Origin of the sequence: Bradyrhizobium sp. 1(2017), from assembly GCF_011602485.2 — a bacterium.
Lineage (GTDB): Bacteria > Pseudomonadota > Alphaproteobacteria > Rhizobiales > Xanthobacteraceae > Bradyrhizobium.
Window position 1 is genome coordinate 7,449,833 of the sequence record NZ_CP050022.2, and the last position, 23,180, is coordinate 7,473,012.

General features: G+C 66.7%; 18 protein-coding genes. 10 read left to right on the forward strand and 8 right to left on the reverse strand.

The features are described from left to right. Positions 1–15 precede the first annotated feature (15 nt). Both HAP40_RS35320 and HAP40_RS35325 read right to left on the reverse strand, forming a co-directional pair. On the reverse strand, positions 16–1,806 hold the full coding sequence (locus tag HAP40_RS35320) for an acyl-CoA dehydrogenase C-terminal domain-containing protein (protein WP_166812597.1): 1,791 nt from the start codon (positions 1,804–1,806) through the stop codon (positions 16–18). A gap of 95 nt (positions 1,807–1,901) precedes the next feature. Next, positions 1,902–2,285: a nuclear transport factor 2 family protein gene (locus HAP40_RS35325; RefSeq protein ID WP_166812595.1), complete on the reverse strand. Its 384-nt coding sequence runs from the start codon at positions 2,283–2,285 to the stop codon at positions 1,902–1,904. 196 nt (positions 2,286–2,481) lie between these two features. Here HAP40_RS35325 and HAP40_RS35330 point away from each other — a divergent pair, with 196 nt between their 5' ends. The 4 genes from HAP40_RS35330 (at position 2,482) to HAP40_RS35345 (ending at position 8,787) form a co-directional block, all read left to right on the forward strand. Beyond that, positions 2,482–3,069 (forward strand): PadR family transcriptional regulator, encoded by a 588-nt coding sequence (locus HAP40_RS35330; RefSeq protein WP_166812593.1) that lies wholly within the window; start codon positions 2,482–2,484, stop codon positions 3,067–3,069. A gap of 390 nt (positions 3,070–3,459) precedes the next feature. Further along, positions 3,460–6,900 (forward strand): tetratricopeptide repeat protein, encoded by a 3,441-nt coding sequence (locus HAP40_RS35335; protein ID WP_166812591.1) that lies wholly within the window; start codon positions 3,460–3,462, stop codon positions 6,898–6,900. A 202-nt stretch (positions 6,901–7,102) separates the two neighbouring features. Next, entirely contained in the window at positions 7,103–8,020 is a 918-nt protein-coding gene (locus tag HAP40_RS35340; RefSeq protein ID WP_166812589.1) for a sulfite exporter TauE/SafE family protein, read from the forward strand. Continuing rightward, the gene (locus HAP40_RS35345; protein ID WP_166812587.1) at positions 8,017–8,787 is read left to right on the forward strand and encodes a TIGR02186 family protein; all 771 of its coding nucleotides are present in this window, start codon (positions 8,017–8,019) and stop codon (positions 8,785–8,787) included. The genes HAP40_RS35340 and HAP40_RS35345 overlap by 4 nt, the downstream gene beginning before the upstream one ends. Positions 8,788–8,894: 107 nt before the next feature. Here the strand turns inward: HAP40_RS35345 and HAP40_RS35350 are convergent, their stop codons facing one another. Continuing rightward, positions 8,895–9,668 (reverse strand): MBL fold metallo-hydrolase, encoded by a 774-nt coding sequence (locus HAP40_RS35350; protein WP_166812585.1) that lies wholly within the window; start codon positions 9,666–9,668, stop codon positions 8,895–8,897. 12 nt (positions 9,669–9,680) lie between these two features. Next, positions 9,681–10,592 carry a DMT family transporter gene (locus HAP40_RS35355; protein WP_166812583.1) on the reverse strand — a complete coding sequence of 304 codons (912 nt, stop codon included), beginning with the start codon at positions 10,590–10,592 and terminating at the stop codon, positions 9,681–9,683. Between the two features lie 100 nt (positions 10,593–10,692). Between HAP40_RS35355 and HAP40_RS35360 the strand changes: the two genes are divergently transcribed. Next, positions 10,693–11,556, forward strand: a complete 864-nt coding sequence (locus HAP40_RS35360) for a LysR family transcriptional regulator (RefSeq protein WP_166812581.1) — start codon at positions 10,693–10,695, stop codon at positions 11,554–11,556. Between the two features lie 138 nt (positions 11,557–11,694). Here the strand turns inward: HAP40_RS35360 and pdeM are convergent, their stop codons facing one another. From pdeM to HAP40_RS35380, 4 genes are all read right to left on the reverse strand, one after another. Next, positions 11,695–12,366: a ligase-associated DNA damage response endonuclease PdeM gene (pdeM, locus tag HAP40_RS35365; RefSeq protein WP_166812579.1), complete on the reverse strand. Its 672-nt coding sequence runs from the start codon at positions 12,364–12,366 to the stop codon at positions 11,695–11,697. Between the two features lie 53 nt (positions 12,367–12,419). After that, positions 12,420–15,005 (reverse strand): ligase-associated DNA damage response DEXH box helicase, encoded by a 2,586-nt coding sequence (locus HAP40_RS35370; RefSeq protein WP_166819228.1) that lies wholly within the window; start codon positions 15,003–15,005, stop codon positions 12,420–12,422. Positions 15,006–15,199: 194 nt separating this feature from the next. Next, positions 15,200–16,429: an ABC transporter substrate-binding protein gene (locus tag HAP40_RS35375; protein ID WP_166812577.1), complete on the reverse strand. Its 1,230-nt coding sequence runs from the start codon at positions 16,427–16,429 to the stop codon at positions 15,200–15,202. A 116-nt stretch (positions 16,430–16,545) separates the two neighbouring features. Beyond that, positions 16,546–17,472, reverse strand: coding sequence for a class I SAM-dependent DNA methyltransferase (locus tag HAP40_RS35380; protein ID WP_166812575.1), 927 nt, complete (start codon positions 17,470–17,472; stop codon positions 16,546–16,548). 135 nt (positions 17,473–17,607) lie between these two features. Here HAP40_RS35380 and HAP40_RS35385 point away from each other — a divergent pair, with 135 nt between their 5' ends. The 5 genes from HAP40_RS35385 to HAP40_RS35405 all read left to right on the forward strand — a co-directional run bounded on the left by HAP40_RS35385 (position 17,608) and on the right by HAP40_RS35405 (position 23,068). Continuing rightward, positions 17,608–18,645 (forward strand): ligase-associated DNA damage response exonuclease, encoded by a 1,038-nt coding sequence (locus tag HAP40_RS35385; RefSeq protein WP_166812573.1) that lies wholly within the window; start codon positions 17,608–17,610, stop codon positions 18,643–18,645. Next, a complete protein-coding gene (locus HAP40_RS35390) occupies positions 18,642–20,303 on the forward strand; it encodes a cisplatin damage response ATP-dependent DNA ligase (RefSeq protein ID WP_166812571.1) in 1,662 nt (553 codons plus the stop codon). The genes HAP40_RS35385 and HAP40_RS35390 overlap by 4 nt, the downstream gene beginning before the upstream one ends. Before the next feature lie 376 nt (positions 20,304–20,679). Beyond that, the gene (locus HAP40_RS35395; RefSeq protein ID WP_166812569.1) at positions 20,680–20,985 is read left to right on the forward strand and encodes a DUF6460 domain-containing protein; all 306 of its coding nucleotides are present in this window, start codon (positions 20,680–20,682) and stop codon (positions 20,983–20,985) included. Between the two features lie 21 nt (positions 20,986–21,006). Then, complete coding sequence (locus HAP40_RS35400) at positions 21,007–21,741, forward strand: MBL fold metallo-hydrolase (protein WP_212286898.1); 735 nt, start codon at positions 21,007–21,009, stop codon at positions 21,739–21,741. Position 21,742: 1 nt separating this feature from the next. After that, entirely contained in the window at positions 21,743–23,068 is a 1,326-nt protein-coding gene (locus HAP40_RS35405) for an MATE family efflux transporter (RefSeq protein ID WP_166812567.1), read from the forward strand. Positions 23,069–23,180 lie beyond the last annotated feature (112 nt).

Below are 23,180 nucleotides of genomic sequence, written 5' to 3' on the forward strand. Positions count from 1 at the left end.
GCAGCGGAAGCACGCTCAGAACGCTTCCGCCGGCAATTCCATGATGGTGGCGCAGCCGGCCTGGATGCGCGCGAGATTGGCCGCGGTCTCCGGCAGCATCCGCTCCATGAAGAAGCGACCGGTGACGAGCTTGGTCGAGAGATAGGGCGTCGCCCCGCTCTCGGCAATCTTGGCATTCGTCACCTTCGCCATCCTGGCCCACATGTAGCCGAGCGCGACGAAGCCGAAGAGATGCAGGTAATCGGTTGCGGCAGCGCCCGCATTGTCAGGCTTCGCCATCGCGTTCTGCATCAGCCACGTCGTGGCCTGCTGGAGATGGCCAAGCGAGGTCGAGAGCGGGGTGACGAAGGGCTTGAGCGCCTCGTCGCCGCCATTCTCCTTGGCGAAGGCCATGACCTCGCCGAAGAAGGCCATGATGGCGCGGCCGCCGTCGCGCGGCAGCTTGCGGCCGACGAGGTCGAGCGCCTGGATGCCGTTGGCGCCTTCATAGATCATGGCGATGCGCGCATCGCGCACGAACTGCTCCATGCCCTGCTCGGCGATGTAGCCGTGGCCGCCATACATCTGCTGCGCCTGCACTGCGTTGGCGAAGCCGTAATCGGTGAGGAAGCCCTTCAGCACCGGCGTCATCAGGCCCATGTGGTCGTCGGCGGCCTGGCGGTCCTTCGGGTCCTCGGAGCGGTGGGCGACGTCGCTCTTGAGCGCGGTCCACATCACGAAGGCGCGCGCGGCCTCGTTGAAGGCGCGGATCGAGAGCAGCGTGCGGCGCACGTCGGGATGCACGATGATCGGATCGGCTTGCTTGTCCGGCGCCTTGGCACCGGTGAGCGCGCGGCCCTGGATGCGTTCGCGGGCATAGGCGACGGCATTCTGATAGGCGACCTCAGACTGCGCGAGGCCCTGCACGGCGACACCGAGCCTCGCCTCGTTCATCATCACGAACATGCCCTGCATGCCCTTGTTCTCTTCGCCGATCAGCCAGCCGGTGGCGTTGTCGTAGTTCATCACGCAGGTGGAATTGCCGTGGATGCCCATCTTGTGCTCGATCGAGCCGCAGACCACGCCGTTGCGCGCGCCCACCGAACCATCGGCGTTCACAAGGAATTTCGGCACCACGAACAGCGACACGCCCTTGATGCCGCTCGGCGCGCCCTCGATGCGGGCGAGCACGAGGTGGATGATGTTCGGGGCGAGGTCATGCTCGCCGGCCGAGATGAAGATCTTGGTGCCCGTGATCTTGAAGCTGCCGTCGGCCTGGCGCACCGCCTTGGTGCGGAGCATGCCGAGGTCGGTGCCGCAATGCGGCTCGGTCAGGTTCATGGTGCCGGTCCATTCGCCCGCCACCATCTTCGGCACATAGGTCTGCTTCTGCTCCGGCGTGCCGTGCACCAGCAGCGCCGCGGTCGCGCCCATGGTGAGGCCGCCATACATCGAGAACGCCATGTTGGCGGAGATCTGGAACTCGTTGACGGCCTGGCTCAGCGTTACGGGAAGCCCCTGCCCGCCGAACTCGGTCGGCGCCGACAGACCGAGCCAGCCGCCCTCGGCGACCTGCTTGAAGGCGTCCTTGAAACCCTTCGGCGTGGTGACGCTGCCGTCATCGGCGCGCTTGCAGCCTTCGAGATCGCCCACGCGATTGAGCGGCTGGAGCACCTCTTCAGCGAGCTTGGCGGCTTCGCCGAGGATGGCTTCGCGCACGTCGCTCGACGCATCGGAGAAGCCGGCCAGATTGTCGTAGCGGTCGATCTGGAAGACGTCGTTGAGCAGGAAGTTCACGTCTTCGACGGGGGCTTTATAGATCGGCATGGCGTTCTCCCGGCATGGGCCTTGGTGATGTTCGCATGTCCTGCGGCGCAGCCTTTGCCCGCGAGCTTAGCGGGTTCGGCAACCTCAGGGCAGTGTCATGATTGGACGGCCAGCTGCTCCGCCATCAGGCGGTGCAGCATGTTGATCGCCTTGAGCGGACGCACCATCACCTTGAAATGCGTGATGCGTCCCTCGCTGTCGAAGCTGATGATGTCGACACCGTTGATCTCGATGCCGTCGATGATGGTCTTGAATTCGAGCACGGCGCCATTGTCGCTGCGCCATTCACCGACATAGGTGAAGCCCGGGCCGCCGAGCACCTTCTCGGCGCTGGAAAGATATTTGAAGGTGATGTCGCGGCCGCGCTGCGGCGAATGCACGACGGGGCTCTCGAACACGGCATCGGGGTGCAGGAGGTCCCAGAGCGCGGCGCGGTCATGGGACTTCATGTAGGCGTACCAGGAGTCGAGGCCGGTCATTCTCAGGTACCTCCCTAGGCCAAGGGCAATAAGTGCGAAAACAACCCCATGCACAGTAGCCAGAGGTTTGATTTCGCTGGATTTTCCAGTCGAGCCTTTGGCCCGGCTGCAAGCTGCCTCATATGCACATTGACGCATATGCGCCGATGCGCATAAAGTCAAGCAGGTTGGTCAAACCTCAGAAGGGAGGCCGGTCATGGCACTGGGCGACGCAATCCTCGCATGCCTGACGGAACGTCCGATGACGGGTTACGAGCTCGCCAAGACATTCGATTCCTCGATCGGCTTCTTCTGGAAGGCCGACCACCAGCAGATCTACCGCGAGCTCTCCAAGCTGCGCGACCGCGGCTTCATCCAGGGCCGCGAGGTCGTGCAATCGGGCAAGCCCAACAAGCTGGTTTATACGCTGACCCCCGAGGGCAGAACAGCGCTGCGGCACTGGGCCGCGCGGCCAAGCACGCCAGCCTCGACCAAGGACGACCTCCTGGTCCGCCTCCATGCGCTCGACAGCATCGATATCGAGCCGCTGCGCACCGATCTGATGGCCCGCCTCGAGCACCACCGCGACCGTCACGCCAATTACGAGCGCATCCTGAAGAAGCGTTTTCCTGACGGCACGGCGGAAGGCCGGCTCGACCTCGGTAACCTCCTCCTGCTCCGCCTCGGCGCCCGGCACGAGCAGATGGTGGCCGACTTCTGCGAGGAAGCCCTGGCGGCACTGTCGGCGATGAGCGGCAAGGCCACGGTGGTGCCGCTGGAGGACGGCAAGCGCGAGAAAGGCTAGGGGCTGTCGAGCCCGACGCGACGGGAGACTTTAGCCCACCCAACGGTGTCATGCCCCGCGAAGGCGGGGCATCCAGTACTCCGCGGCAGGGCGGCTGGAATCGAGCCGCCGCGGCGTACTGGATCGGCCCCTTCGCGGGCGATGACAGGGGAGTGTAGGGCGACCGCAAGCCGCGAATGCATCGCATCGCTGTCGAGCACGCAGCCCCAAGGTTCCCCCGCCCAACTTTAAGACACCGCCGCCGCATTCCTTAACCCGTTATTTACCGTAACAGGAAAAAGTCGGTTTTCGAGGCAGACGACCCGCGCCAATTCGGTTGTGATTGCAACCGGCACGCGAGGGAAGGCTGGAGGCGCCGGGTGGGGCGCCGAGTCGGAACCGGACAGAGTCATGAATTCGCGCGTATCGTGGAGTGTTGACGGCATCGATCCATCCGTCCGGGAGCGGGCCGAGGCTGCTGCGCGTCGCGCGGGCATGTCGCTCAACGACTGGCTGAACTCCACGCTTGGCGACACCGCACCACCGAACTTTCGCGGACCCTACGACCAGCGTCCGCAGCCCATGCCGCAAGCACCGAGCCAGGAGAGCCGCGAAGTCGCCGACATCCACCAGCGGCTCGATGCGATCACCCAGCAGATCGAACGGATTTCAAAACCCACGCAGCGCCTGGACGCGTCGCGACAGGACGTCTCGCGCGAGCAGGGCGTCGCCCGCCAGCTGAACGATGCGATCTCGCGGCTCGATGCGCGGCTGTCGCAGATCTCGAAGCCGCAGCAATCCCACCCGCAGTCCCATCAGGCGGCGCGGCCGGCGCCGTCACCGGTCGAGGCGCGGCAGCGCCAGGCCGATGCGGTCGAACGCGCGGCAGCCCAGGTCTATCGCAGCTCGCCTCCTTTGAGCCCCGCATCTTTCGACGTCGCGGTCGCCGAGATCACGGCGCGGCAGAGCGAGCTCGATGGCTTCGCACCGCGGCAGATGCCGCCGCGCGCCGCGCCGCCGATTGCGCCCATGGCAGCGCCACCCGCCGCTGCCTATGCGCCGCCGGCCCCGCAGCCGGGGCCGGATTTCTCGTCGCTCGAGCGCCATCTGCTCAAGATCACGAGCCAGATCGAGTCGCTGCAGCGGCCGGACAATACCGAGCAGGCGATCACCGCGTTCCGGAGCGAACTGGCCGAGATCCGTGCCGCCATCACCGAGGCGATGCCGCGGCGTGCGATCGAATCGATCGAGAACGAGATCCGCTCGCTGCATCGCCGGATCGACGAGACCCGCTCCAACGGCACCGACGGCCAGGTCCTCTCGGGCATCGAGCGCGCGCTGTCCGACATCAAGCAGGTGCTGCGCACGCTGACGCCGGCCGAGCAGCTCACCGGCTATGACGAGGCGATCCGCAATCTCGGTGCCAAGCTCGACCTGATCCTGCGCGCCAATGACGATCCCTCGACGGTGCAGCAGCTCGAAGGCGCGATCTCCGCGCTGCGCGCCATCGTCTCCAACGTCGCCTCCAACGAAGCGCTGGCACGTCTGTCCGACGACGTGCAGCTGCTGTCGTCCAAGGTGGACCAGATCACCCGCGCCTCCGGCCACGGCGACAGCTTCGCGGTGCTGGAGCAGCGCATCGCGGCGCTTACCGCCGCACTGGAAGCGCGTGAGCGGCCGCAGCCGGCCGAGAGCACCGAGCATCTGGAAGCCGCCATCCGCGCGCTGTCGGACCGCTTCGACCGCATGCACGTCGGCAACGACTCGGCCTCGACCTTCGCGCATCTCGAGCAGCGCGTCTCCTATCTGCTGGAGCGGATCGAAGCCGCCTCCGATCCGCGCAACGGCAATCTGAGCCGCGTCGAGGACGGGCTGCACGACATCCTCAGGCACCTGGAGCGGCAGCAGGCGACTTATTCCGCCCTGGCCGAGAGCCGCAATGCGGCACCGCCGCCGGATTCCGGCGTGGTCGATCTCGTCAAGCGCGAGCTCTCCGACATCCGCTTCAGCCAGGCCGAGACCAACCGCAGCACCCAGGATTCGCTCGACGCGGTCCACAGCGCGCTCGGCCATGTCGTCGATCGTCTCTCGATGATCGAGGGCGATCTGCGCGCGGTGCGCACCGCCCCGCCCGCCGCCGCCCCTGCGCCGCAGCCGATGCCGATGCCAATCGCCGCGCCGTTCGAGCCCGCACCGATGGCGCGCGAGGTACGGCCGCAACCGCAGGCCCAGCAGCCGAAATACGATCCGAAGCCGGAGCTGCCCAATCCCGCCGCCGCGCAAGCCACGCAGGCCGCCTTCGTCGCTGCGCCGCGCGAATTCCACGCCGCTGCCCCAGTCGTGCCGCCGCCGATGCCGGCGGCACCGCAAGTCGCACCGCAAGTCGCACCGCCCTTGCCGCCGCGCGCGATCAGCGAGATCCTGGAGCCGCACACCGCGCCCGCGCGCACAGCGCTCGCGCCGGAATTGCCGCCGGATCATCCGCTCGAGCCGGGCACACGACCGGGCGGGCGCGTCGCCACGCCGTCGGAGCGCATCGCCGCCTCCGAGAGCGCGATCAGCGACATTCCCGCCGCGCCGAAAGAGCCGGTGTCATCGTCGAGCTTCATCGCCGCGGCCCGCCGCGCCGCGCAGGCCGCCGCCGCGCAGCCGCCCGAGAAAGCCGGCCGCGCCGCCAAGGCTTCGGCGAGAAGCGGCAAGGCCAAAGGCCAGGAAGGCGGCTCGACCATCACCTCCAAGATCCGCTCGCTGCTGGTCGGCGCGAGCGTGGTCGTGATCGTGCTCGGCACTTTCAAGATGGCGATGAACCTGCTCGACGGCGGCAGCGCGCCACCGGCCCCGCAGGCGATGCAGAATATTCCGAGCGAGCCGGTATCGCCCGCCCCGCCGCCGCCTCCGGTCGAGACCAAGCCAGCCGCCCCCGAGCAGATCACGCCGTCGATGACCTCGCCGACGCCGATCGGACGGCAATCCCAGAACAATGCCGCGCCGGCGCTCGCGCCCACGCCGGGCAGTTCGGCCTCGGTCGAGATCCCGCCCGCGCCCGCGGCGGCCCCGCCGCCTGCCTCCAACGATGTCACCGGCGCGCTGTCGGGCGCGAGCCGCGCCAAGCTCGGCCTCATCCAGGTGCCGCCGAGCGAGAAGCTGCCCGACGCGATCGGCGGCCCCGCCTTGCGCAGCGCTGCGATGAAGGGCGATGCGACCGCGGCCTACGAGATCGGCTTGCGCTTTGCGGAAGGCAAGGGCGTCACCGCCAACTATGACGAAGCCGCCAAATGGTACGACCGCGCGGCGCAGGCCGGCGTGGTGCCCGCGACCTTCCGCCTCGGCACGCTCTACGAAAAGGGCCTCGGCGTGAAGAAGGACGCCGACATCGCCCGCCGCTACTACACGCAGGCCGCCGAACGCGGCAATGCCAAGGCGATGCACAATCTCGCGGTGCTCGATGCCGATGGCGGGGGCCGCGGCGCCAACTACAAGAGCGCGGCGCAGTGGTTCCGCAAGGCCGCCGATCGCGGCGTCGCCGACAGCCAGTTCAACCTCGGCATCCTCTACGCCCGCGGCATCGGCGTGGAGCAGAACCTCGCCGAATCCTACAAATGGTTCAGCCTGGCAGCCGCGCAGGGCGACACGGATGCGTCCGGCAAGCGTGACGACGTCGCAAAACGTCTCGACCCGCAATCGCTCGCCGCCGCCAAGCTCGCGATCCAGACATTCAGCCCCGAGCCGCAGCCCGACGATGCCGTCAACGTTCCCGCCCCGAACGGCGGCTGGGACAGCGCGCCACAGGCAAGCGCAAAACCGGCGCCGAAGGCGGTGGCGGCGAAGCGCTCGGCCTCGGCCGCGCATTAGGCGAGATATCTCCGCGTCGTCCTGGCGAAAGCCAGGACGACGTTCGTGAGCTACGGCGCCTCGATCATCCTCTTAGCTCATTCACCACGCTCGAAGTTCCCGGTCCCTCCCCGCGCCGAATTCCGCTATTGAAGGGCGCGGCAATCGTTCCGCCCTCCCGCGAGCATTCCGCGTTCGATCCGTCCCGCCGGCGCGTGGTTCAATGCAGCTCTACCTTCCGATCGCCGATCTTCCGGTCAACGTCTTCCTGGTGCTCGCCATGGGCGCCGCGGTCGGCTTCGTGTCCGGCATGTTCGGGATCGGCGGCGGCTTCCTGATGACGCCGCTGCTGATCTTCATCGGCATCACGCCGGCGGTGGCGGTCGCCTCCGTCGCGAGCCACATCGCGGCCTCGTCCTTTTCGGGCGCGCTGTCTTACTGGCGGCGGCGCGCGATCGATCCGGCGCTGGCGAGCGTCCTGCTTTGCGGCGGCGTGACCGGCACGGCAATGGGGGTCTGGACCTTCACCCAGCTGCGCGCGCTCGGCCAGCTCGATCTGATGATCGCGCTGTCTTACGTCGTGCTGCTCACCACCGTGGGCAGCCTGATGTTCTCGGAAGGCCTGCGCGCCCTGATGCGAACCCGGCGCGGTGCCGTGCCGCCACGCCGCAGCCACAACTGGATCCACGGCCTGCCGCTGAAGATGCGGTTCAAGCGCTCCAAGATCTATTTGTCGGTGATCCCCGTGGTGGTCGTCGGCATCATGATCGGCTTCATCGGCGCCATCATGGGCATCGGCGGCGGCTTCATCCTGGTGCCGATCATGATCTATCTGCTGAGGGTTCCGACCTCGACGGTGATCGGGACCTCCATGGTCCTCACCTTGGTCACGATGCTGTTCGCGACCATGCTGCACGCGGTGACCAATCACCTCGTCGACGCGGTGCTGGCGCTGATCCTGATGGTCGGCGGCGTTACCGGCGCGCAGTTCGGCGTCCGTGCCGGACAGAAGATCCGCGGCGAGCAGCTGCGGCTGCTGCTGGGCCTTCTGATCCTCTCGGTCGGCATCCGCTTCGCGGTCGAGCTGGTGATCCGCCCCGCTGACCTCTTCACCATCCGTGAGCTGGGGGTGACCGGATGACACGCGTGCTCCTTACACTCTGTGTCCTCGTGCTGCTCGGCGGCGCCGCGCGCGCCGAGCGGCTGATCGTGTCGGTCTCCAACCATCGCGTCACGGTGACGCCGAATTATGCCGGCGAGGAGCTGGTGCTGTTCGGCTCGGTCGAGAAGGATGCGACGACGCCGGCCGACCGCACCAATTACGATCTCGTGGTCACCGTGATGGGTCCGCGCGCCGACATGGTGACGCGACGGAAGGAACGCACCTTCGGCATCTGGATCAACACCGACTACCGGCAGTTCCTGGAGGTGCCGAGCTATCTGGCGCTGTTCGCCAACCGTCCCTTCGACGTCATCACCTCGCCCGAGATCGCGCGGCGGCAGCAGATCGGGCTCAACAACGTGCTGCTGACCCAGCGCGTCAGCGGCGACTATGCCGACGTGGTGCCGAACGATGCGTTCCGCTCGGCCTTCGTCCGCCTGCGTACCCAGCGCGGGCTCTATCGCGAGGATGCGAGCGCGGTGACGTTCCTGACACCGACGCTGTTCCGCACCGGCATTCCGCTGCCGGCCGAGGTGCCGATCGGCACCTATGAGGTGGAGATCAAGCTGTTTGCGAACGGCGCGTTCCTCGGCAAGACCGAGACCGCGTTCGAAATCGTCAAGGTCGGCTTCGAGCAGTTCGTCGCCACCAGCGCGCGCCAGCACGGGCTGCTCTACGGCCTCGCCACGGTGGCGATGGCGCTGATGTCGGGATGGATGGCGTCGATCGTGTTCCGGAAGGATTGAGCCACATCCTTCGTCATTGCGAGGAGCGAAGCGACGAAGCAATCCAGACTGCCTCTGCGGAAAGACTCTGGATTGCTTCGCTGCGCTCGCAATGACGGTTGCGGCAACTACGGCGCCTCGACCACCGTCGGCACGCCCGGCTCCAGCAGCCGCAGCCGCGTCCCGAAGCCGAGCACGTCGAAGGTCTTGCGCAGGTCCTCGCCGTTCTGGCGGAAATGCGCCCAGCCTTCGGTGTGCACCGGCACGATCATCGCATCGGGGAAGGCGCGCGCGGTCTCGACGGTGTCGTTGGTGTCCATGGTGAGATGGAACGGTCCGCGCGTCTGCGCCGCGCCCGCGAAGGGCACCACCACGCCGCATTTGAAGCGGCGCGCGACTTCGGCGACGCCGTCGAACCAGGTGGTGTCGCCGCTGATATAGACCGGACGCGTGTCCTTCCGGCTCGACGACACCACGAAGCCGATGACGTCGCCCGACAGCGGCTCGATGCCGGCCGGACCGTGGCGCGCCGGCGTCGCGGTGATGGTCAGCGAATTGCCGTCACCGTCCCTCAGATGTGCGACGCTCCAGGGCGCAAGGCCCTCGACATGACCGCCGAGGCGCTTTGCGCCCGCCTCGGTCGTCAGCACGCGGTTGACCTTGAAGAGATATTCGCGGCCGGAATTGTCGAGATTGTCGGAGTGCTGGTCGTGGCTGAGCAGCACCGCATCGACCGGTCCGATCGCGTCGGGCTTCACGGCAGGTCCGATCGTCTTCTCCAGCTTCACATGCGGCAGCTGATAGGCGCCGGGCGCATCGAAGGTCGGGTCGGTAAGCAGGCGAAAGCCGTCGATCTCGATCAGCGCGGTGGGACCGCCGATCAGCGTGATGGAAACGGGCATGGTGAACTCCTGTTAGGAGACGGGCTTTGCAGGGCGCGTCACCAGATAGATGCCGAGCGCGACCGGAATGATGCCGAGCAGATCGCGGGCCTCGACCTGCTCGCCAAGCACGAGGAACGCGAACAGCATGCCGAGCGGCGGCATCAGGAAATGATAGGCGCTCGCGGCGGTGGCGCCACACACTTTCAGGAGATGAAACCAGAGCCAGTAGGCCAGGATCGAGCCGCCGAGCACGAGGAAGGCGAAGGCGCCGATCAGGCCCGGCGTATAATCGATCGCGTGGATATCGGCGAAGGTGAATGCGATCGGCGCGAGCACGATGCCGGCGGCGAGGTTCTGCACGCCGTTGCCGATCCACAGGGATCCCTTCGGCGCGAGCAGCTTGAACAGGATGGTGCCGGCGACGATCGAGGCGAGTGAGGCCAGCGTGAAGACGATGCCGTGCAGGCTGTCGGTGCCGACGGAGAGACGGTGCCAGACGATCGCGGTGACGCCGATGATTCCGAGCAACAGGCCGCTCGCCTTGCGCCAGGTCATGCCTTCGCCGAGCAGAAGCGCGGCGAGCGCCGCCGTGAACACCGGGTTGGCCGAGACGATCAGGCCGCCGAGCCCCGCGGAGACCGATTGCAGGCCGGTATAGCCGAGCCCGAGATAGAGCGCGTTGTTGGCGATGCCGAGCACGGCGAAGATCGCGGCGTCGCGCCAGGACAGGGACCAGGCGTCGCCGCGGATCAGCGTCGCGCCCAGGATCAAAATGCCGGCGAGCGAGAAGCGGGCGGCGAGCAGGATCAGCGGCGGGCAATGGGTGACGCCGATCTTGCCAGCGACGAAGGCGTAGCTCCAGAGCAGGCAGAACAGGCCGATGGCCAGCGGCAGCGTGTTGAAGCGGCTGCGGGGAACCGAGATCGAAGGGGCGAGCGACATGAGGGCATTTCTCCTGGAGCCCTCGATCTAGGGATGCCGCTTGTCATTTGGAAATTAAATGATTAACTGCCCATAAGTGGATTTTCGAATGGAGACGGCCATGCTCGATCTCGAGCTCCTCCGCAGCTTCGTCTCGGTGGTCGAGGCCGGCGGCTTCACCCGCGCCGGCGAGCGCGTCCACCGCACGCAATCGACCGTCAGCCAGCAGATCAAGCGGCTGGAGGAGGATGTCGGCCAGGTGCTGCTGCACCGCGACGGCAAGGACGTGCGCCCGACAGAGGCCGGCGAGCGGCTGTTGTCCTATGCGCGGCGGCTGCTCTCGCTCGCCGAGGAGGCGCGCGACGTGCTGCGCCAGCCGGGTGGTGAAGGCGCGATCCGGCTCGGCATTCCCGAGGATTTTGCGGCATATCGCCTGGCAAAACTGCTCGGCGCCTTCTCGCGCTCGCATCCGGGCCTGCGGATGGATGTGCGCGCCGACCAGAGCAAGAACCTCTCCCGCGACCTCGAACGCGGCGAGCTCGACCTTGCGCTGTTCAAGCGCGAGGCCGGCGCGAAAGGCGCGATCGCGGTGTGGCCAGAGCGGGTGCACTGGGTCACCAGCAAGAGCCATCCGGTCGACGTCAACGCATCGTCCGTGCCGCTGATCGGATTTCCGCGCGGCTGCCTCTATCGCGCCGGCGCCATCCACGCGCTGGAGAGCGCCGGCCGCCCCTGGCACATGGCGTATTCGTCATCGAGTCTCGCCGGCATCCAGGCCGCGGTCGCGGCCGGCATGGGGCTGAGCATCCTGTCGGAGATGGCGATCCAGTCCGACCACCGCGTGCTGACCGCCAAGGACGGCTTTGCGCCGATCAACCGCACCGAGGTCGCATTGATGGCCTCGCCCGGCGCCAGCCCCGCGACGCTGCGGCTGGCGGGCCGCCTGGCGCAGTTTTGCGATGACGTACAGGCGAAGGCGGCGTGAGCCTGTGAGATCGTTGGCCGTCGCCAAACGAAAGGTCTCGTAGGGTGGGCAAAGGCGCAGAGCGCCGTGCCCTCGAGCTCTAACCTAATGAGCAGATCGTGGGCACGCTTCGCTTTGCCCACCCTACGGGAGCGCGGCCTAGTAACACCGCGACGCTGCAATGGCATGGACGCGGCGGTCGCCGAGCAGATGCGCGACGAAGCCGTTCCTCGGAAAGATCCTTGCAAACGCCGCGTCGCGGATGCTGAGGCCGCCGGCATAGGCGCCGAAGGCGGGCATCACGGCGCGCATCCCGTCACTGGCAAAGCAGCGGCGCTCCATCGAGCGGCCGCGCGCGGAGACGCGGGCCTTGGGATGCAGATGGCCGGCGATCTCGCCATGCGCGCCGGTCGGCTCATGTCGGAAGGTGATGGGGCCGATCGCGACTTCGTCCGCAACGGTGCCGCCGAGATCGCGCGGCAGCATGGGATCGTGATTGCCGGAGATCCAGATCCAGTCGCGACCCGACTGGAGCGCGGCGACGGCGTTGCGATCCTCGACGGACAACCGCTCATGCGCGCTGCGATCGTGAAAACTGTCGCCGAGCGCGATGACGGTGCGCGGGTTATGGCGGGAGATGACAGCAGCGAGGCGGCCAAGCGTCGCCAGCGTGTCGTAGGGCGGCAGCAGCACGCCGCGCATGGCGAAGCTGGAACCCTTTTCCAGATGCAGGTCGGAGACGACGAGCAGGCGCTGCTCTTCCCAGAACAGCGCGCCGGAGAGATCGGCGGCGAACGTCACATCGCTGATGGTGACTCTGGACACGCGCATGTCCTCGACATCTCCCGAAATCAGCGCGCCTGCCGTCACGTCGAAACCTGCTTCTATCCCATCGCCTCTTTGACCAGCTCGTCGGCGGCTTCCGCCAGCAGCTCGTCTGCAGCTTCGCCATAAACTGACTCGCGGCCGATTTCCAGCATCACGGGGACGGCGAGCGGGGAGACATGGTCGAGTTCCCGGAGCGTGATGCGGCCCTGGATGCGCATCAGCATGTCGCTGAGGCGGCGCAAATCGAGCAGGCCGGTGGCGGCGTCGGCGCGCGCCGCGCGCAGGAGGACGTGGTCGGCCTGGTGCTTGCGCAGCACGTCGTAGACGAGATCGGTCGAGAACAGCACCTGGCGGCGGCTCTTCTCTTCGCCGGTGTGGCGGCGTGCGATCAGGCCGGAGATGATGGCGCAGTTGCGGAAGGTGCGCTTCATCAAGGCCGACTCGGCGAGCCAGGCCTCGAGATCGTCCCCGAGCATATCGGGGTCGAACAGCGCATTGAGATCGATCCGGCCATCGCGGATCATGAAGGACATGTCGCCGAGCGCCCAGACCGCGATGGCGTATTCGTTGGCGACGAAGCCGAGCGGCCGGGCGCGGGCGCGCTCCAACCGGCGCGTGAGCAGCATGCCGAGGGTCTGGTGCGCGAGGCGGCCTTCGAAGGGATAGCAGACGAGATAATGCTTGTTGGCGCGCGGAAAGCTTTCGACCAGAAGCTCGCGCACCGCCGGAACGCGCGAGACGTCCTTTTGCAGCGACAGCCAGTCGCGCACCTGCTCCGGCAGGCCACCCCAGGCGCGGCCGTCATCGAGCAGCCGGCGCACGCGCTCGGCAAGGTAGGTCGAGAGCGGGAATTTGCCGCCCATATAGGACGGCACCTTCGGATCCTTGTCATGCGCGCGCGAGACATAGACCTGGTCCTCGACCAGGGCCTCGTAGCGCACGACCTCGCCGCTGAACACGAAGGTATCGCCGGGGCTCAGGCCTTCGATGAAGGCCTCCTCGATCTCGCCGAGCAGCCGGCCGCCGCGCGCGATCACGCCGGTCGAGCCGCCTGATTTTCCCTGACCGCCACGCGAGCGCACCAGGCGTACCTTCAGCATGTCGTCCTCGACGATGGTGCCGACATTCATGCGGTAGCTCTGCCGCACCTTGGGATTGGCGACGCGCCAGCGGCCCTCCTTGTCCTGCTTGATGCGGGCGAAGCGCTCATAGGTCTTCAGCGCGTAGCCGCCGGAGGCGACGAAATCCACGACGTCGTCGAAATCCTGGCGCGAGAGATCGGCATACGGCGCGGCGGTGCGGACCTCGCGGTAGAGCTCGTCGGAGAAGAATGGCTCGCCGCAGGCGCAGCCGAGCACGTGCTGGGCGAGCACGTCGAGGGCGCCGGTGCGAAGCGGCGGCGTGTCCTGCGCGTTCTCGGCGATGGCATCGATGGCGACGCGGCACTCCAGCACCTCGAAGCGATTGGCGGGCACCAGCACCGCGCGCGAGGCCTCGTCGAGGCGGTGGTTGGCGCGGCCGATGCGCTGCATCAGGCGCGAGGAGCCTTTGGGCGCGCCGATATTGACGACGAGATCGACATCGCCCCAGTCGACACCGAGGTCGAGCGAGGAGGTGCAGACCACGCCACGCAAGCGTCCTGCCGACATCGCGTCCTCGACCTTGCGGCGCTGGGCGACATCGAGCGAGCCGTGATGCAGCGCGATGGCGAGGCCGTCGTCGTTCATGCTCCAGAGATTCTGGAACAGCATCTCGGCCTGGCTGCGGGTATTGACGAAGACCAGCGTGGTCTTGTTGGCCTTGATCAGCTCGTAGATCTCAGGCAGCGCATGGCGCGCGCTATGGCCGGCCCAGGGCAGCCTCTCGCGCGTATCCAGCATCTCGACCTCAGGCGGCGCGGCGCCGCCGGCCACCACGATGTCGGCGGCCTCCTCCTTGCCGTCGGGTTGCGGCACCAGGAAGCGCGCGAGCTGGTCGGGCTCGGCGACGGTCGCCGACAGGCCGATGGCGCGCAGCTGCGGCGCCAGCCGCCACAAGCGCGCGAGCCCTAGCGAGAGCAGATCGCCACGCTTGGACGTCACCAGCGCATGCAGCTCGTCGAGCACGATGCGCTTAAGCGAGGAGAACAGGAACGGCGCGTCGTCGGAGGACAGCAGCAGCGCGAGCTGCTCGGGCGTCGTCAGCAGGACATCCGGCGGATAGCGGCGCTGGCGCTGGCGGCGCGACACCGGCGTGTCGCCGGTGCGGGTCTCGACCTTGATCGGCAAACCCATCTCGGCGATCGGCCGCTCCAGATTGCGCGCAATGTCGACGGCGAGCGCTTTCAGCGGCGAGATGTAGAGGGTGTGCAGGCCACCGGTGCGCCGCACGTCGCGGCCGGTGGAAACGAGGCTCTTCTTCTCACCTGTGTTCCGTTCGGCCACCTCAGTGGAAAGCTCCACCAGCGTTGGCAGAAACCCGGCCAGCGTCTTGCCGGCGCCGGTCGGCGCGATCAAGAGCGCGGACCTGTCCTCGCGCGCCTTCTCCAGCAGCGCCAATTGATGCGCACGCGGCGACCAGCCGCGCGCCGCGAACCATTGCTGGAAGCGGGCTGGCAGCAGCGCAGGCGTCTCGGCCGGAATTTTGAGGATGCGGGGCGGCACGGCATAAGAGGTAAGCCGTGGGGTCGCGTTCGTCGAGGGGTGGGCGGTCCCGTAGGGTGGGCAAAGGCGCATTGCGCCGTGCCCACCATCTGTCCAGGGCCGCGAAAGAGGTGGGCACGCTTCCGCCTTCGCTCTTCGAGCTACGGCGGACAAGTCGCTTTGCCCACCCTACGGCATCTCAATTGCGGAGAGCCTTACTCCGACATCGGCTTGTCGGAGATGTCCCAGTCCTTGCCGGTGAAGGTGGAGATGAACAGCGTCTTCATCGGCGTGTAGTCGTCGGGCGTGTAGCTGTAGGTGACGCCGTCGAGGAAATAGGGCGAGTGGAAGCCCTTGAGGTTCGAGGCCTGCTTGAGCACGTTGGCGCGGGTGAGCTCGTCGCCGCAGCGGCGCAGGATCTCGGCCATGCTCGCGGCCTGGCCGTAGCCGGCGAAGGCGATGGTGTTGTCGGGATCGATCGCCGGCGTGTACTTCTTGCGTAGCTCCTCGAACGCCATCACATCAGGATCCTTCTCCCATTTGGGCAGGCCGACCTCCTTGTTGTAGCGAATGGCGACGATGCCGGTGGCGTTCTCCAGGCCCGCGGCGCTGAGGATGGAGCGGCCGGTCGAGCCCGCCGACAGAAGCTGCAGCGGCTTCCAGCCGAGCTCGGCCACTTTCCGGATCGACTGCGACGAGGCCTTGCCGGTGGAGATGTTGTAGAAGACGTCGGCGCCCGACTTCGAGAGATTGATGAGCTGGGAATCGACGGTCGGCTCGGTGAGATCATAGGTCTGCTCCATGATCACCTGCGCGGTGCCGCCGGCGTCAGCCAGCACCTTCTTGAACGGCCCCAGGAAATCACGGCCGAAATCGTCGTTCTGGTAGAGGATGCCGATCTTCGCGTTCGGCTTCACGCTGACGACGTGCCGCGCGAGAATGCGCGCCTCGGTCGGATAGAGCGGCAGGCCCGCCATGGTCCATTTGAACTCTTTCGGGTTATTCCACTTCGACGCGCCGGTGTTGAGCAGGAGCTGCGGCACGCCCTTGGAGTTCAGGTATTTGTGCACGGCGGTCTGCGGCGCGGTGCCGAGCGAGCCGTAGAGCGCGAGCACCTCTTCCTGCTCGACGAGGCGCCGCGTCGCCTCGACGCATTTCGGCGCGCTGTAGGCATCGTCCATGGTGAGGAACTTGACCTTGCGCCCGTTGATGCCGCCCTTCTCGTTCAGCATCTGGAAATAGGCTTCGCCGATGCGCCCGAGCACGCCGTAGAGCGAGCCGGGGCCGGAATGCGGCACGGTCTGCCCGATCTTGATCTCGGTGTCGCTGGCGCCCGCATCGTATTTCTTCTCCGCCGCCCAGACATAGGGCGCGGGCAGAGTGGATGCGGCGATGGTGGCGAGCGCGGCGGCGCTGAAATCGCGCCGCGATGGATTTTTCGTCATTATTGTTTTCTCCCTGGTGCGCGCATTGTGCTGACATCGCAGCTCGGCTCGCAAGTGGGAAGTCACGGCTTTGCGACGCAATGACGCTGAATTTGCCGCTGATGCAGCGCCTAAACTCAAGTTTTCTCGGCGACGACGACGAGACCGCGCACCGGCTCGTTGTTCTCGTTGCGCGGCGAGGCCGGCTCCAGTGTGAGAAGCGCGAGTCCCGCTTTCGCCAGGACGCCGCGCACATATTCCGCGGAATGGGCATAGCGCAGGCCGGCGCCGAGCACGACGCCGCTGCCGTCATGCGTCTCCAGCGTGAAGGCGAGCACGCCGCCCGAGACGAGCACGCGCTTTGCCTCGGTTAGCACCGGCGCGAGATCGGAGAGATAGACGAACGCATCCGCGGCGACGACAAGGTTCGCGCTCGCGTCAGGCTTGCCGCGCAGGCCCTCGATCATGTCGGCGATCTCGAGCTCGGCATAGAGCTCGGTCGCACGCGCCTCCTTGATCATGCCGGGCGACAGATCGATGCCGATGAAATGATCGACCTGCCTGACGAAGGCGGCGGCCGCAAGCCCGGTGCCGCAGCCGAGATCGATGGTGCGCTTGAAGTAGGCCGGCTTCTTCGCGGCAACGCGCGCGGCCAGCACAGCCTTGAAGATCAGCGCGGGCGCGCGATAGTCGAGGTCGTTGATCAGCGCATGCTCAAAGCGCGGCGCGTATTGATCGAACAGCGCCTGCACATAGGCCTTGGGCATCTCCGCCATATCCGCATCGCCGAGCCGCATCAGATGCAGGCCGGCGCCGTGCTGATCCTCCGGGTCGGACCGGCGCGCTTCCCGGAACGCCGCGATCGCCTTGTCGCGCTCGCCGAGCTGCTGGCGGATTTCGCCGAGCGTGAACCAGGCCGAGGTGAAGTTTGGCGCGAGCTCGATCGCCTGTTCGATGAGGTCGGCGGCCGCGGGCAGATCGCCCTTGAGCTGGAGGTCGCGCGCGAACTCGAAGCGGCGGTCGGCCATGAGATCGCCGGAGGTCAGGAACAGGCGCAGAGGCATTGGGGAACCGACACTTGTCGCTGCCAGGCTCGCCCGGCAATCCATCAAAAAAGGAACTCTTGAGGGCGATGGATGCGCGGGTCAAGCCCGCGCATGACGGCTTAATTTGGAGCGCCCGCTCCCTATATGAACCCCATGCGTCCCCAAGACATCCTGCTGCCAGTTGCTGCCGGTCTGTGCTGCAAGCCCGGCGGCTTCCACATCGATCCTGTGCGCCCGGTCGAGCGGGCCGTGATCACCCACGGTCATTCCGACCATGCCCGCGCCGGGCATGGCGCCGTGCTGGCGACGCAGGAAACGCTCGACATGATGCGGCTGCGCTATGGCGAGAACTTTGCCGGCTCGACGCAAGCGATCGGCTACGGCGAGGAGATCCGGCTCGGCGATATCCGCGTGAAGTTTCACCCGGCCGGCCATGTGCTGGGCTCGGCGCAGATCGCCGTGACCTGCAAGGACACCTGCATCGTCGCCTCCGGCGACTACAAGGACGCACCCGACCCGACCTGCACGCCGTTCGAGCTGGTGCCCTGCGACGTCTTCATCACCGAGGCGACGTTCGGCCTGCCGGTGTTCCGGCATGGCGATGCGGCCGACGAGGTGAAGAAGCTGCTGGCCTCGGTCGCGCTGTTTCCGGAGCGCGCACATCTTGTCGGCGCCTATTCGCTCGGCAAGGCGCAGCGCGTGATCGCGCTGCTGCGCCAGGCCGGCTATGTGGCGCCGATCTACCTCCACGGCGCGATGGAGAAGATCACCGAATATTACCAGAGCCGCGGCATCGACCTCGGCGAGCTCAGGCCGGTGAAAGGCGTGAAGAAGGCGGCGCTGGCCGGCACCATCACGCTGGCGCCGCCCTCGGCGACATCCGATCTCTGGACCCGGCGCTTTCCCGATCCCGTCACCGCCTTCGCATCGGGGTGGATGCGCGTGCGCGCCCGCGCACGACAGCGGGGCATCGAACTGCCGCTCGTCATCTCCGACCATGCCGATTGGGACGGCCTCACCGCCACCATCGAGGCGACCGGCGCCGGCGAGATCTGGGTCACCCACGGCCAGGAAGACGCGCTGGTGCATTGGTGCCGAAGCAAGGGCCTGAAAGCGCAGCCGCTCGATCTCGTCGGCTATGGCGACGAGGAGGAGAACGAGACGCCAATTCAAGGCGAGGCCGAAGCATGAATCGCTTCGCCGAACTGCTCGACCGCCTCGCCTACGAACCCGGCCGCAACAACAAGCTGCGGCTGATCACCGGCTATTTCCGCGAGGTCGGGGATCCCGACCGCGGCTACGCGCTGGCGGCGCTCACCGGCGCGCTCAGCTTCAAGCACGCCAAGCCCGCATTGATCCGCGACCTCATCGCGGCGCGCACAGACGAGGTGCTGTTCGGCTTGAGCTACGACTATGTCGGCGATCTCTCGGAGACGGTGGCGCTGATGTGGCCGAAAGCGCCGTTGGCCGCCCACAACAATCCGCCGCCTCCATCCCTCACCGAAGTCGTCACCACGCTGCGCACGCTCGGCAAGACCGAGCTGCCAAAGCAGCTCGAACGGTGGCTCGACGAGCTGGACGAGACCGGCCGCTGGGCGCTACTCAAGCTCGTCACCGGCGCGCTTCGTATCGGCATCTCCGCGCGCCTGGCGAAGACCGCGGCAGCGGCACTCGGCGACAAGGACCCGCACGACGTCGAACTGATCTGGCCGGGGCTCGCGCCGCCCTATCTCGACCTGTTCGCCTGGCTGGAAGGCCGCGGCGACAAGCCGGTCAATCGCGATCCCGCGCCGTTCCGGCCCGTCATGCTCGCGCATGCGATCGAGGACACGGATTTCGCTGCACTCGATCCCGTCGACTACATCGCCGAATGGAAATGGGACGGCATCCGCGTGCAGGCGGTGGCGGGACGCGACGAGCACGGCCATATCACGGTGCGGCTCTATTCGCGCACCGGCGAGGACATCACGGGAAGTTTTCCGGATCTCGTGCCGTCGCTGCGCCTGCCAGGCGCGATCGACGGCGAGCTTCTGATTTTGCGCGAGGGCCGCGTGCAGAGCTTCAACGTCCTGCAGCAGCGACTCAACCGCAAGGTGGTCTCGCCAAAGCTGATCAAGGAATTTCCGATCCACCTGCGCGCCTACGATCTGCTCGGCGACGACGAGAACGACCTGCGCGAGCTGCCGTTCGCGGAGCGGCGCGAACGGTTGGAAGCCTTCATCGCAAAGCTCGGCGATCCCCGCATCGATCTGTCGCCCATGGTGCCCTTTGCGAGCTGGGAAGCGCTCACCGCGGCGCGCGCCGATCCCGCGAGCGCCGGCGCCGGCGAGGACGCCGACGCGGTCGAAGGCGTAATGCTGAAACGGCGCGATGCGGCTTATCTGCCGGGCCGGCCGAAGGGGCAATGGTGGAAGTGGAAGCGCGATCCGCACATCATCGATGCCGTGCTGATGTATGCGCAGCGCGGCCACGGCAAGCGCTCGTCCTATTATTCCGACTACACCTTCGGGGTCTGGACCGGCGGTGGCGGCGGCGACGAGCTGGTGCCGGTCGGCAAGGCCTATTTCGGCTTCACCGACGAGGAGCTGTTGCAGATCGACCGCTTCGTCCGCCGCAACACCACCGAAAAATTCGGCCCCGTCCGCCATGTCGTGCACGAGCCGGACAAGGGCCTCGTGCTGGAGGTCGCGTTCGAGGGGCTGCAGCGCTCGCCGCGGCACAAATCCGGCGTCGCCATGCGCTTTCCCCGGATCAGCCGCCTGCGCTGGGACAAGCCACCGCGGGAGGCGGACAGGCTGGAAACGCTGGAAAAGATGCTGAAGACGGACGCGGCGGAGCTTGAAGCTTAACCGAGGAATGGTCCCGCCGCCGACCAGCGCAACGCCAGCCAGCCTATGCGCAGAGGACCTTCAATTGGCCCCGGCGGCGGTCCCACAGACCTGCGCGATACCTTTTCGGTAACGCACGCGCTCTCTTATGAGCGGGGGCTATCCGGAGCAATTGATGGGCATTCACATGCACATAAACATCTGCGTTTACCTTACCCGTTGTTGCTTTCCGGCGACTAGCCCGATCGGAGCGCCGCTCGCCGCAGCCTGACGGCGCCGAGCTTTTGCCGGGTGACCGGATTAAAATCCGGTAAGTCGATTGACGGCCGGCCCCGGGTTCCCCATGTGCCCCGCCGTGACCTATAATGGGGTCGATTCCCCGCGAGGAGTTTTCGAGATGGTCCAAGACGTCAGAGATTTGCCGGCCGGCCGCAGCGACGGCCTGAACCGCTTTCTCGGCGGCACGCCGCTGGCGGTCGCGTTTCGGCTGGTCCTGCTCTCGATCCTGGTCGGTGTCGTGCTGGCGGCGATCGGCTTCGATCCCTGGAACATCATCTACAGCATCCGCCTCTTGTTCCAGCGGCTGTGGGATCTCGGCTTCGATACGATCAACTGGCTGTGGCGCTATTTCCTGCTGGGCGCGGTCATCGTGATCCCGATCTGGCTGCTCTCGCGCGTGTTCGGCGCGCCGCGCGGCCGCTGACATCGAGGAGCTGCGCAGCCGATGCAACTGCGTTTCGTCGGCTGCGGCGACGCCTTCGGCTCCGGCGGAAGGCTCAACACCTGCTTCCACGTCTCGGGTCGCGAGAGCAATTTCCTGATCGATTGCGGCGCGTCAGCCCTGCCGGCCCTGAAGCGGCTCGAGATCGCCCGCGACGACATCGATCTCATCCTCATCACGCATTTCCACGGCGACCATTTTGCGGGACTGCCGTTTGTCCTGCTCGACGCGCAATTCTCGCGGCGGACGCGGCCGCTGACGATTGCGGGCCCGCAAGGCATCGAGGCGCGGCTCCGCACAGTGATGGAAGCACTGTTCGAGCATTCCTCGACAACCAGGCAGCGCTTCGCGCTCAACGTCGTGGAGCTCGCGCCCGGGCAAAGCCGAGGCTTCGGCGCGGTGACGGTGACGCCCTATCCGGTCGTGCACGGCGAGTCCGGGGGGCCCTTCCTGGCCTATCGCGTCGAGGCCGAGGGCCGCACGCTCGCCTACAGCGCCGATACCGAATGGACGGAGGCGCTCATTCCGCTGGCGCATGGCGCGGACCTTTTCATTGCTGAAGCCTATATGTACGAGAAGGTGGTCAAGAACCATCTCAGCCTGAAGACCCTGGAGCAGCATTTGCCCGCCATCGGCGCAAAACGCCTCGTCCTCACCCATATGAGCGACGACGTGCTGTCGCGTCTGGACGACATCGCGCATCTCGCCGCCGAAGACGGCATGGTGCTCGTGTTCTGACATGCACGCGCCCATTCCCCTCAAGATCGGTTCCCGCCAGGTCTTCGCCATCGCGGGCCCAGCGATGGTTGCCAACCTCACGACGCCGCTGATCGGCGTGGTCTCGACCACCGCAATCGGCCGCCTCGACGATGCCGCATTGCTCGGCGGCGTCGCGATGGCGTCCGTGATCTTCGACTGTCTGTTCTGGCTGTTCGGCTTCCTGCGCATGAGCACGCTCGCCTTCACGGCGCAGGCGATGGGCGCAGGCGAGACGCGCGAGCAGACCGTGATCCTGGTGCGCGGCTTCATCGTCGCCGGGCTGATCGGCGCCACGCTGATCGCGCTGCAACTGCCGCTGGCTGCCGTGCTGTTCGACCTGATGGGCGGCAGCGAGGGCGTGACACGCGCCGCGAAGACCTATTTCATGATCCGGATCTGGTCCTCGCCGTTCGCCTTCGCCAATTACGTCATCCTCGGCTGGCTGGTGGGACAGGCCCGCGCCCATCCGGCGCTCGCGCTCCAGGTCGTCATTAACCTGATCAACATGGCGGCGACGATCCTGCTGGTGCTGGTCTACGATACCGGCATCGCCGGCGCCGCGATCGCAGCCTTGCTGTCGGAGACGACCGGCTTCGTGCTGGGTGTGATCGTGTGCCGGCGCTATGCGGTCGGCGGTTTTGCAGTACCTCGCACGACGCTGTTCGATCGCGCCAAGCTGATGCGGCTCCTGGCGGTGAACACCGATATCCTGATCCGCACCGCGGCGCTGATCGCCGTATTCCTGTTCTTCACCGCCAAGGGCGCCCGCACCGGCGACGTCACGCTGGCGGCGAATTCGGTGCTCAACAACTTCCTCCTGGTCAGCGCCTTCTTCCTCGACGGCCTCGCCAACGCGGCCCAGCAGCTCTGCGGCCGCACCTTTGGCGCCCGGGACGCCACGGGCTTTGCGAATTCGACCCGGCTGGTACTCACATGGGGCCTCGGCTTCGCAACGGTCGTCGCGGTGCTGTTCGCCTTGTTCGGGCCTGATATCATCAACTTCATGACCGCGAGCGAGGACGTTCGCCGCGCCGCGCGCGAATTCCTGCCGTTCATCGTGCTTGCGCCCATTCCCGGCGTATTCGCCTTCGGCTTCGACGGAATCTATGTCGGCGCCACCTGGGCGCGGGAGATGCGCAATCTGATGCTGGCCTCGCTCGCGATCTTCCTCATCACATGGTGGGCGCTGCAATCGTTCGGCAATGCCGGACTGTGGTGCGCGCTGATCGCGTTCTATGTCGCCCGCGGCGGATTGCAGGGCGCGCGGTATCCGGTGCTGTTCAGTGCGACGTTTGCCAAACCGTAGCTCTCGTGTCCCGGACGCGGCGCACGGAGTGATGCGACGCAGAGCCGGGGACCCAGCAGGCATGGGCCCCGGCTCTGCAGCGCACCGCTAAAGGAGCGCTGCGTCCGGGCAC

Bases quoted from the DNA above. Each gene is read 5' to 3' on its own strand.
- HAP40_RS35320 (WP_166812597.1), bottom strand. From the start codon at position 1,806: ATGCCGATCTATAAAGCCCCCGTCGAAGACGTGAACTTCCTGCTCAAC.
- HAP40_RS35325 (WP_166812595.1), bottom strand. From the start codon at position 2,285: ATGACCGGCCTCGACTCCTGGTACGCCTACATGAAGTCCCATGACCGC.
- HAP40_RS35330 (WP_166812593.1), top strand. From the start codon at position 2,482: ATGGCACTGGGCGACGCAATCCTCGCATGCCTGACGGAACGTCCGATG.
- HAP40_RS35335 (WP_166812591.1), top strand. From the start codon at position 3,460: ATGAATTCGCGCGTATCGTGGAGTGTTGACGGCATCGATCCATCCGTC.
- HAP40_RS35340 (WP_166812589.1), top strand. From the start codon at position 7,103: ATGCAGCTCTACCTTCCGATCGCCGATCTTCCGGTCAACGTCTTCCTG.
- HAP40_RS35345 (WP_166812587.1), top strand. From the start codon at position 8,017: ATGACACGCGTGCTCCTTACACTCTGTGTCCTCGTGCTGCTCGGCGGC.
- HAP40_RS35350 (WP_166812585.1), bottom strand. From the start codon at position 9,668: ATGCCCGTTTCCATCACGCTGATCGGCGGTCCCACCGCGCTGATCGAG.
- HAP40_RS35355 (WP_166812583.1), bottom strand. From the start codon at position 10,592: ATGTCGCTCGCCCCTTCGATCTCGGTTCCCCGCAGCCGCTTCAACACG.
- HAP40_RS35360 (WP_166812581.1), top strand. From the start codon at position 10,693: ATGCTCGATCTCGAGCTCCTCCGCAGCTTCGTCTCGGTGGTCGAGGCC.
- pdeM (WP_166812579.1), bottom strand. From the start codon at position 12,366: ATGCGCGTGTCCAGAGTCACCATCAGCGATGTGACGTTCGCCGCCGAT.
- HAP40_RS35375 (WP_166812577.1), bottom strand. From the start codon at position 16,429: ATGACGAAAAATCCATCGCGGCGCGATTTCAGCGCCGCCGCGCTCGCC.
- HAP40_RS35380 (WP_166812575.1), bottom strand. From the start codon at position 17,472: ATGCCTCTGCGCCTGTTCCTGACCTCCGGCGATCTCATGGCCGACCGC.
- HAP40_RS35385 (WP_166812573.1), top strand. From the start codon at position 17,608: ATGCGTCCCCAAGACATCCTGCTGCCAGTTGCTGCCGGTCTGTGCTGC.
- HAP40_RS35390 (WP_166812571.1), top strand. From the start codon at position 18,642: ATGAATCGCTTCGCCGAACTGCTCGACCGCCTCGCCTACGAACCCGGC.
- HAP40_RS35395 (WP_166812569.1), top strand. From the start codon at position 20,680: ATGGTCCAAGACGTCAGAGATTTGCCGGCCGGCCGCAGCGACGGCCTG.
- HAP40_RS35400 (WP_212286898.1), top strand. From the start codon at position 21,007: ATGCAACTGCGTTTCGTCGGCTGCGGCGACGCCTTCGGCTCCGGCGGA.
- HAP40_RS35405 (WP_166812567.1), top strand. From the start codon at position 21,743: ATGCACGCGCCCATTCCCCTCAAGATCGGTTCCCGCCAGGTCTTCGCC.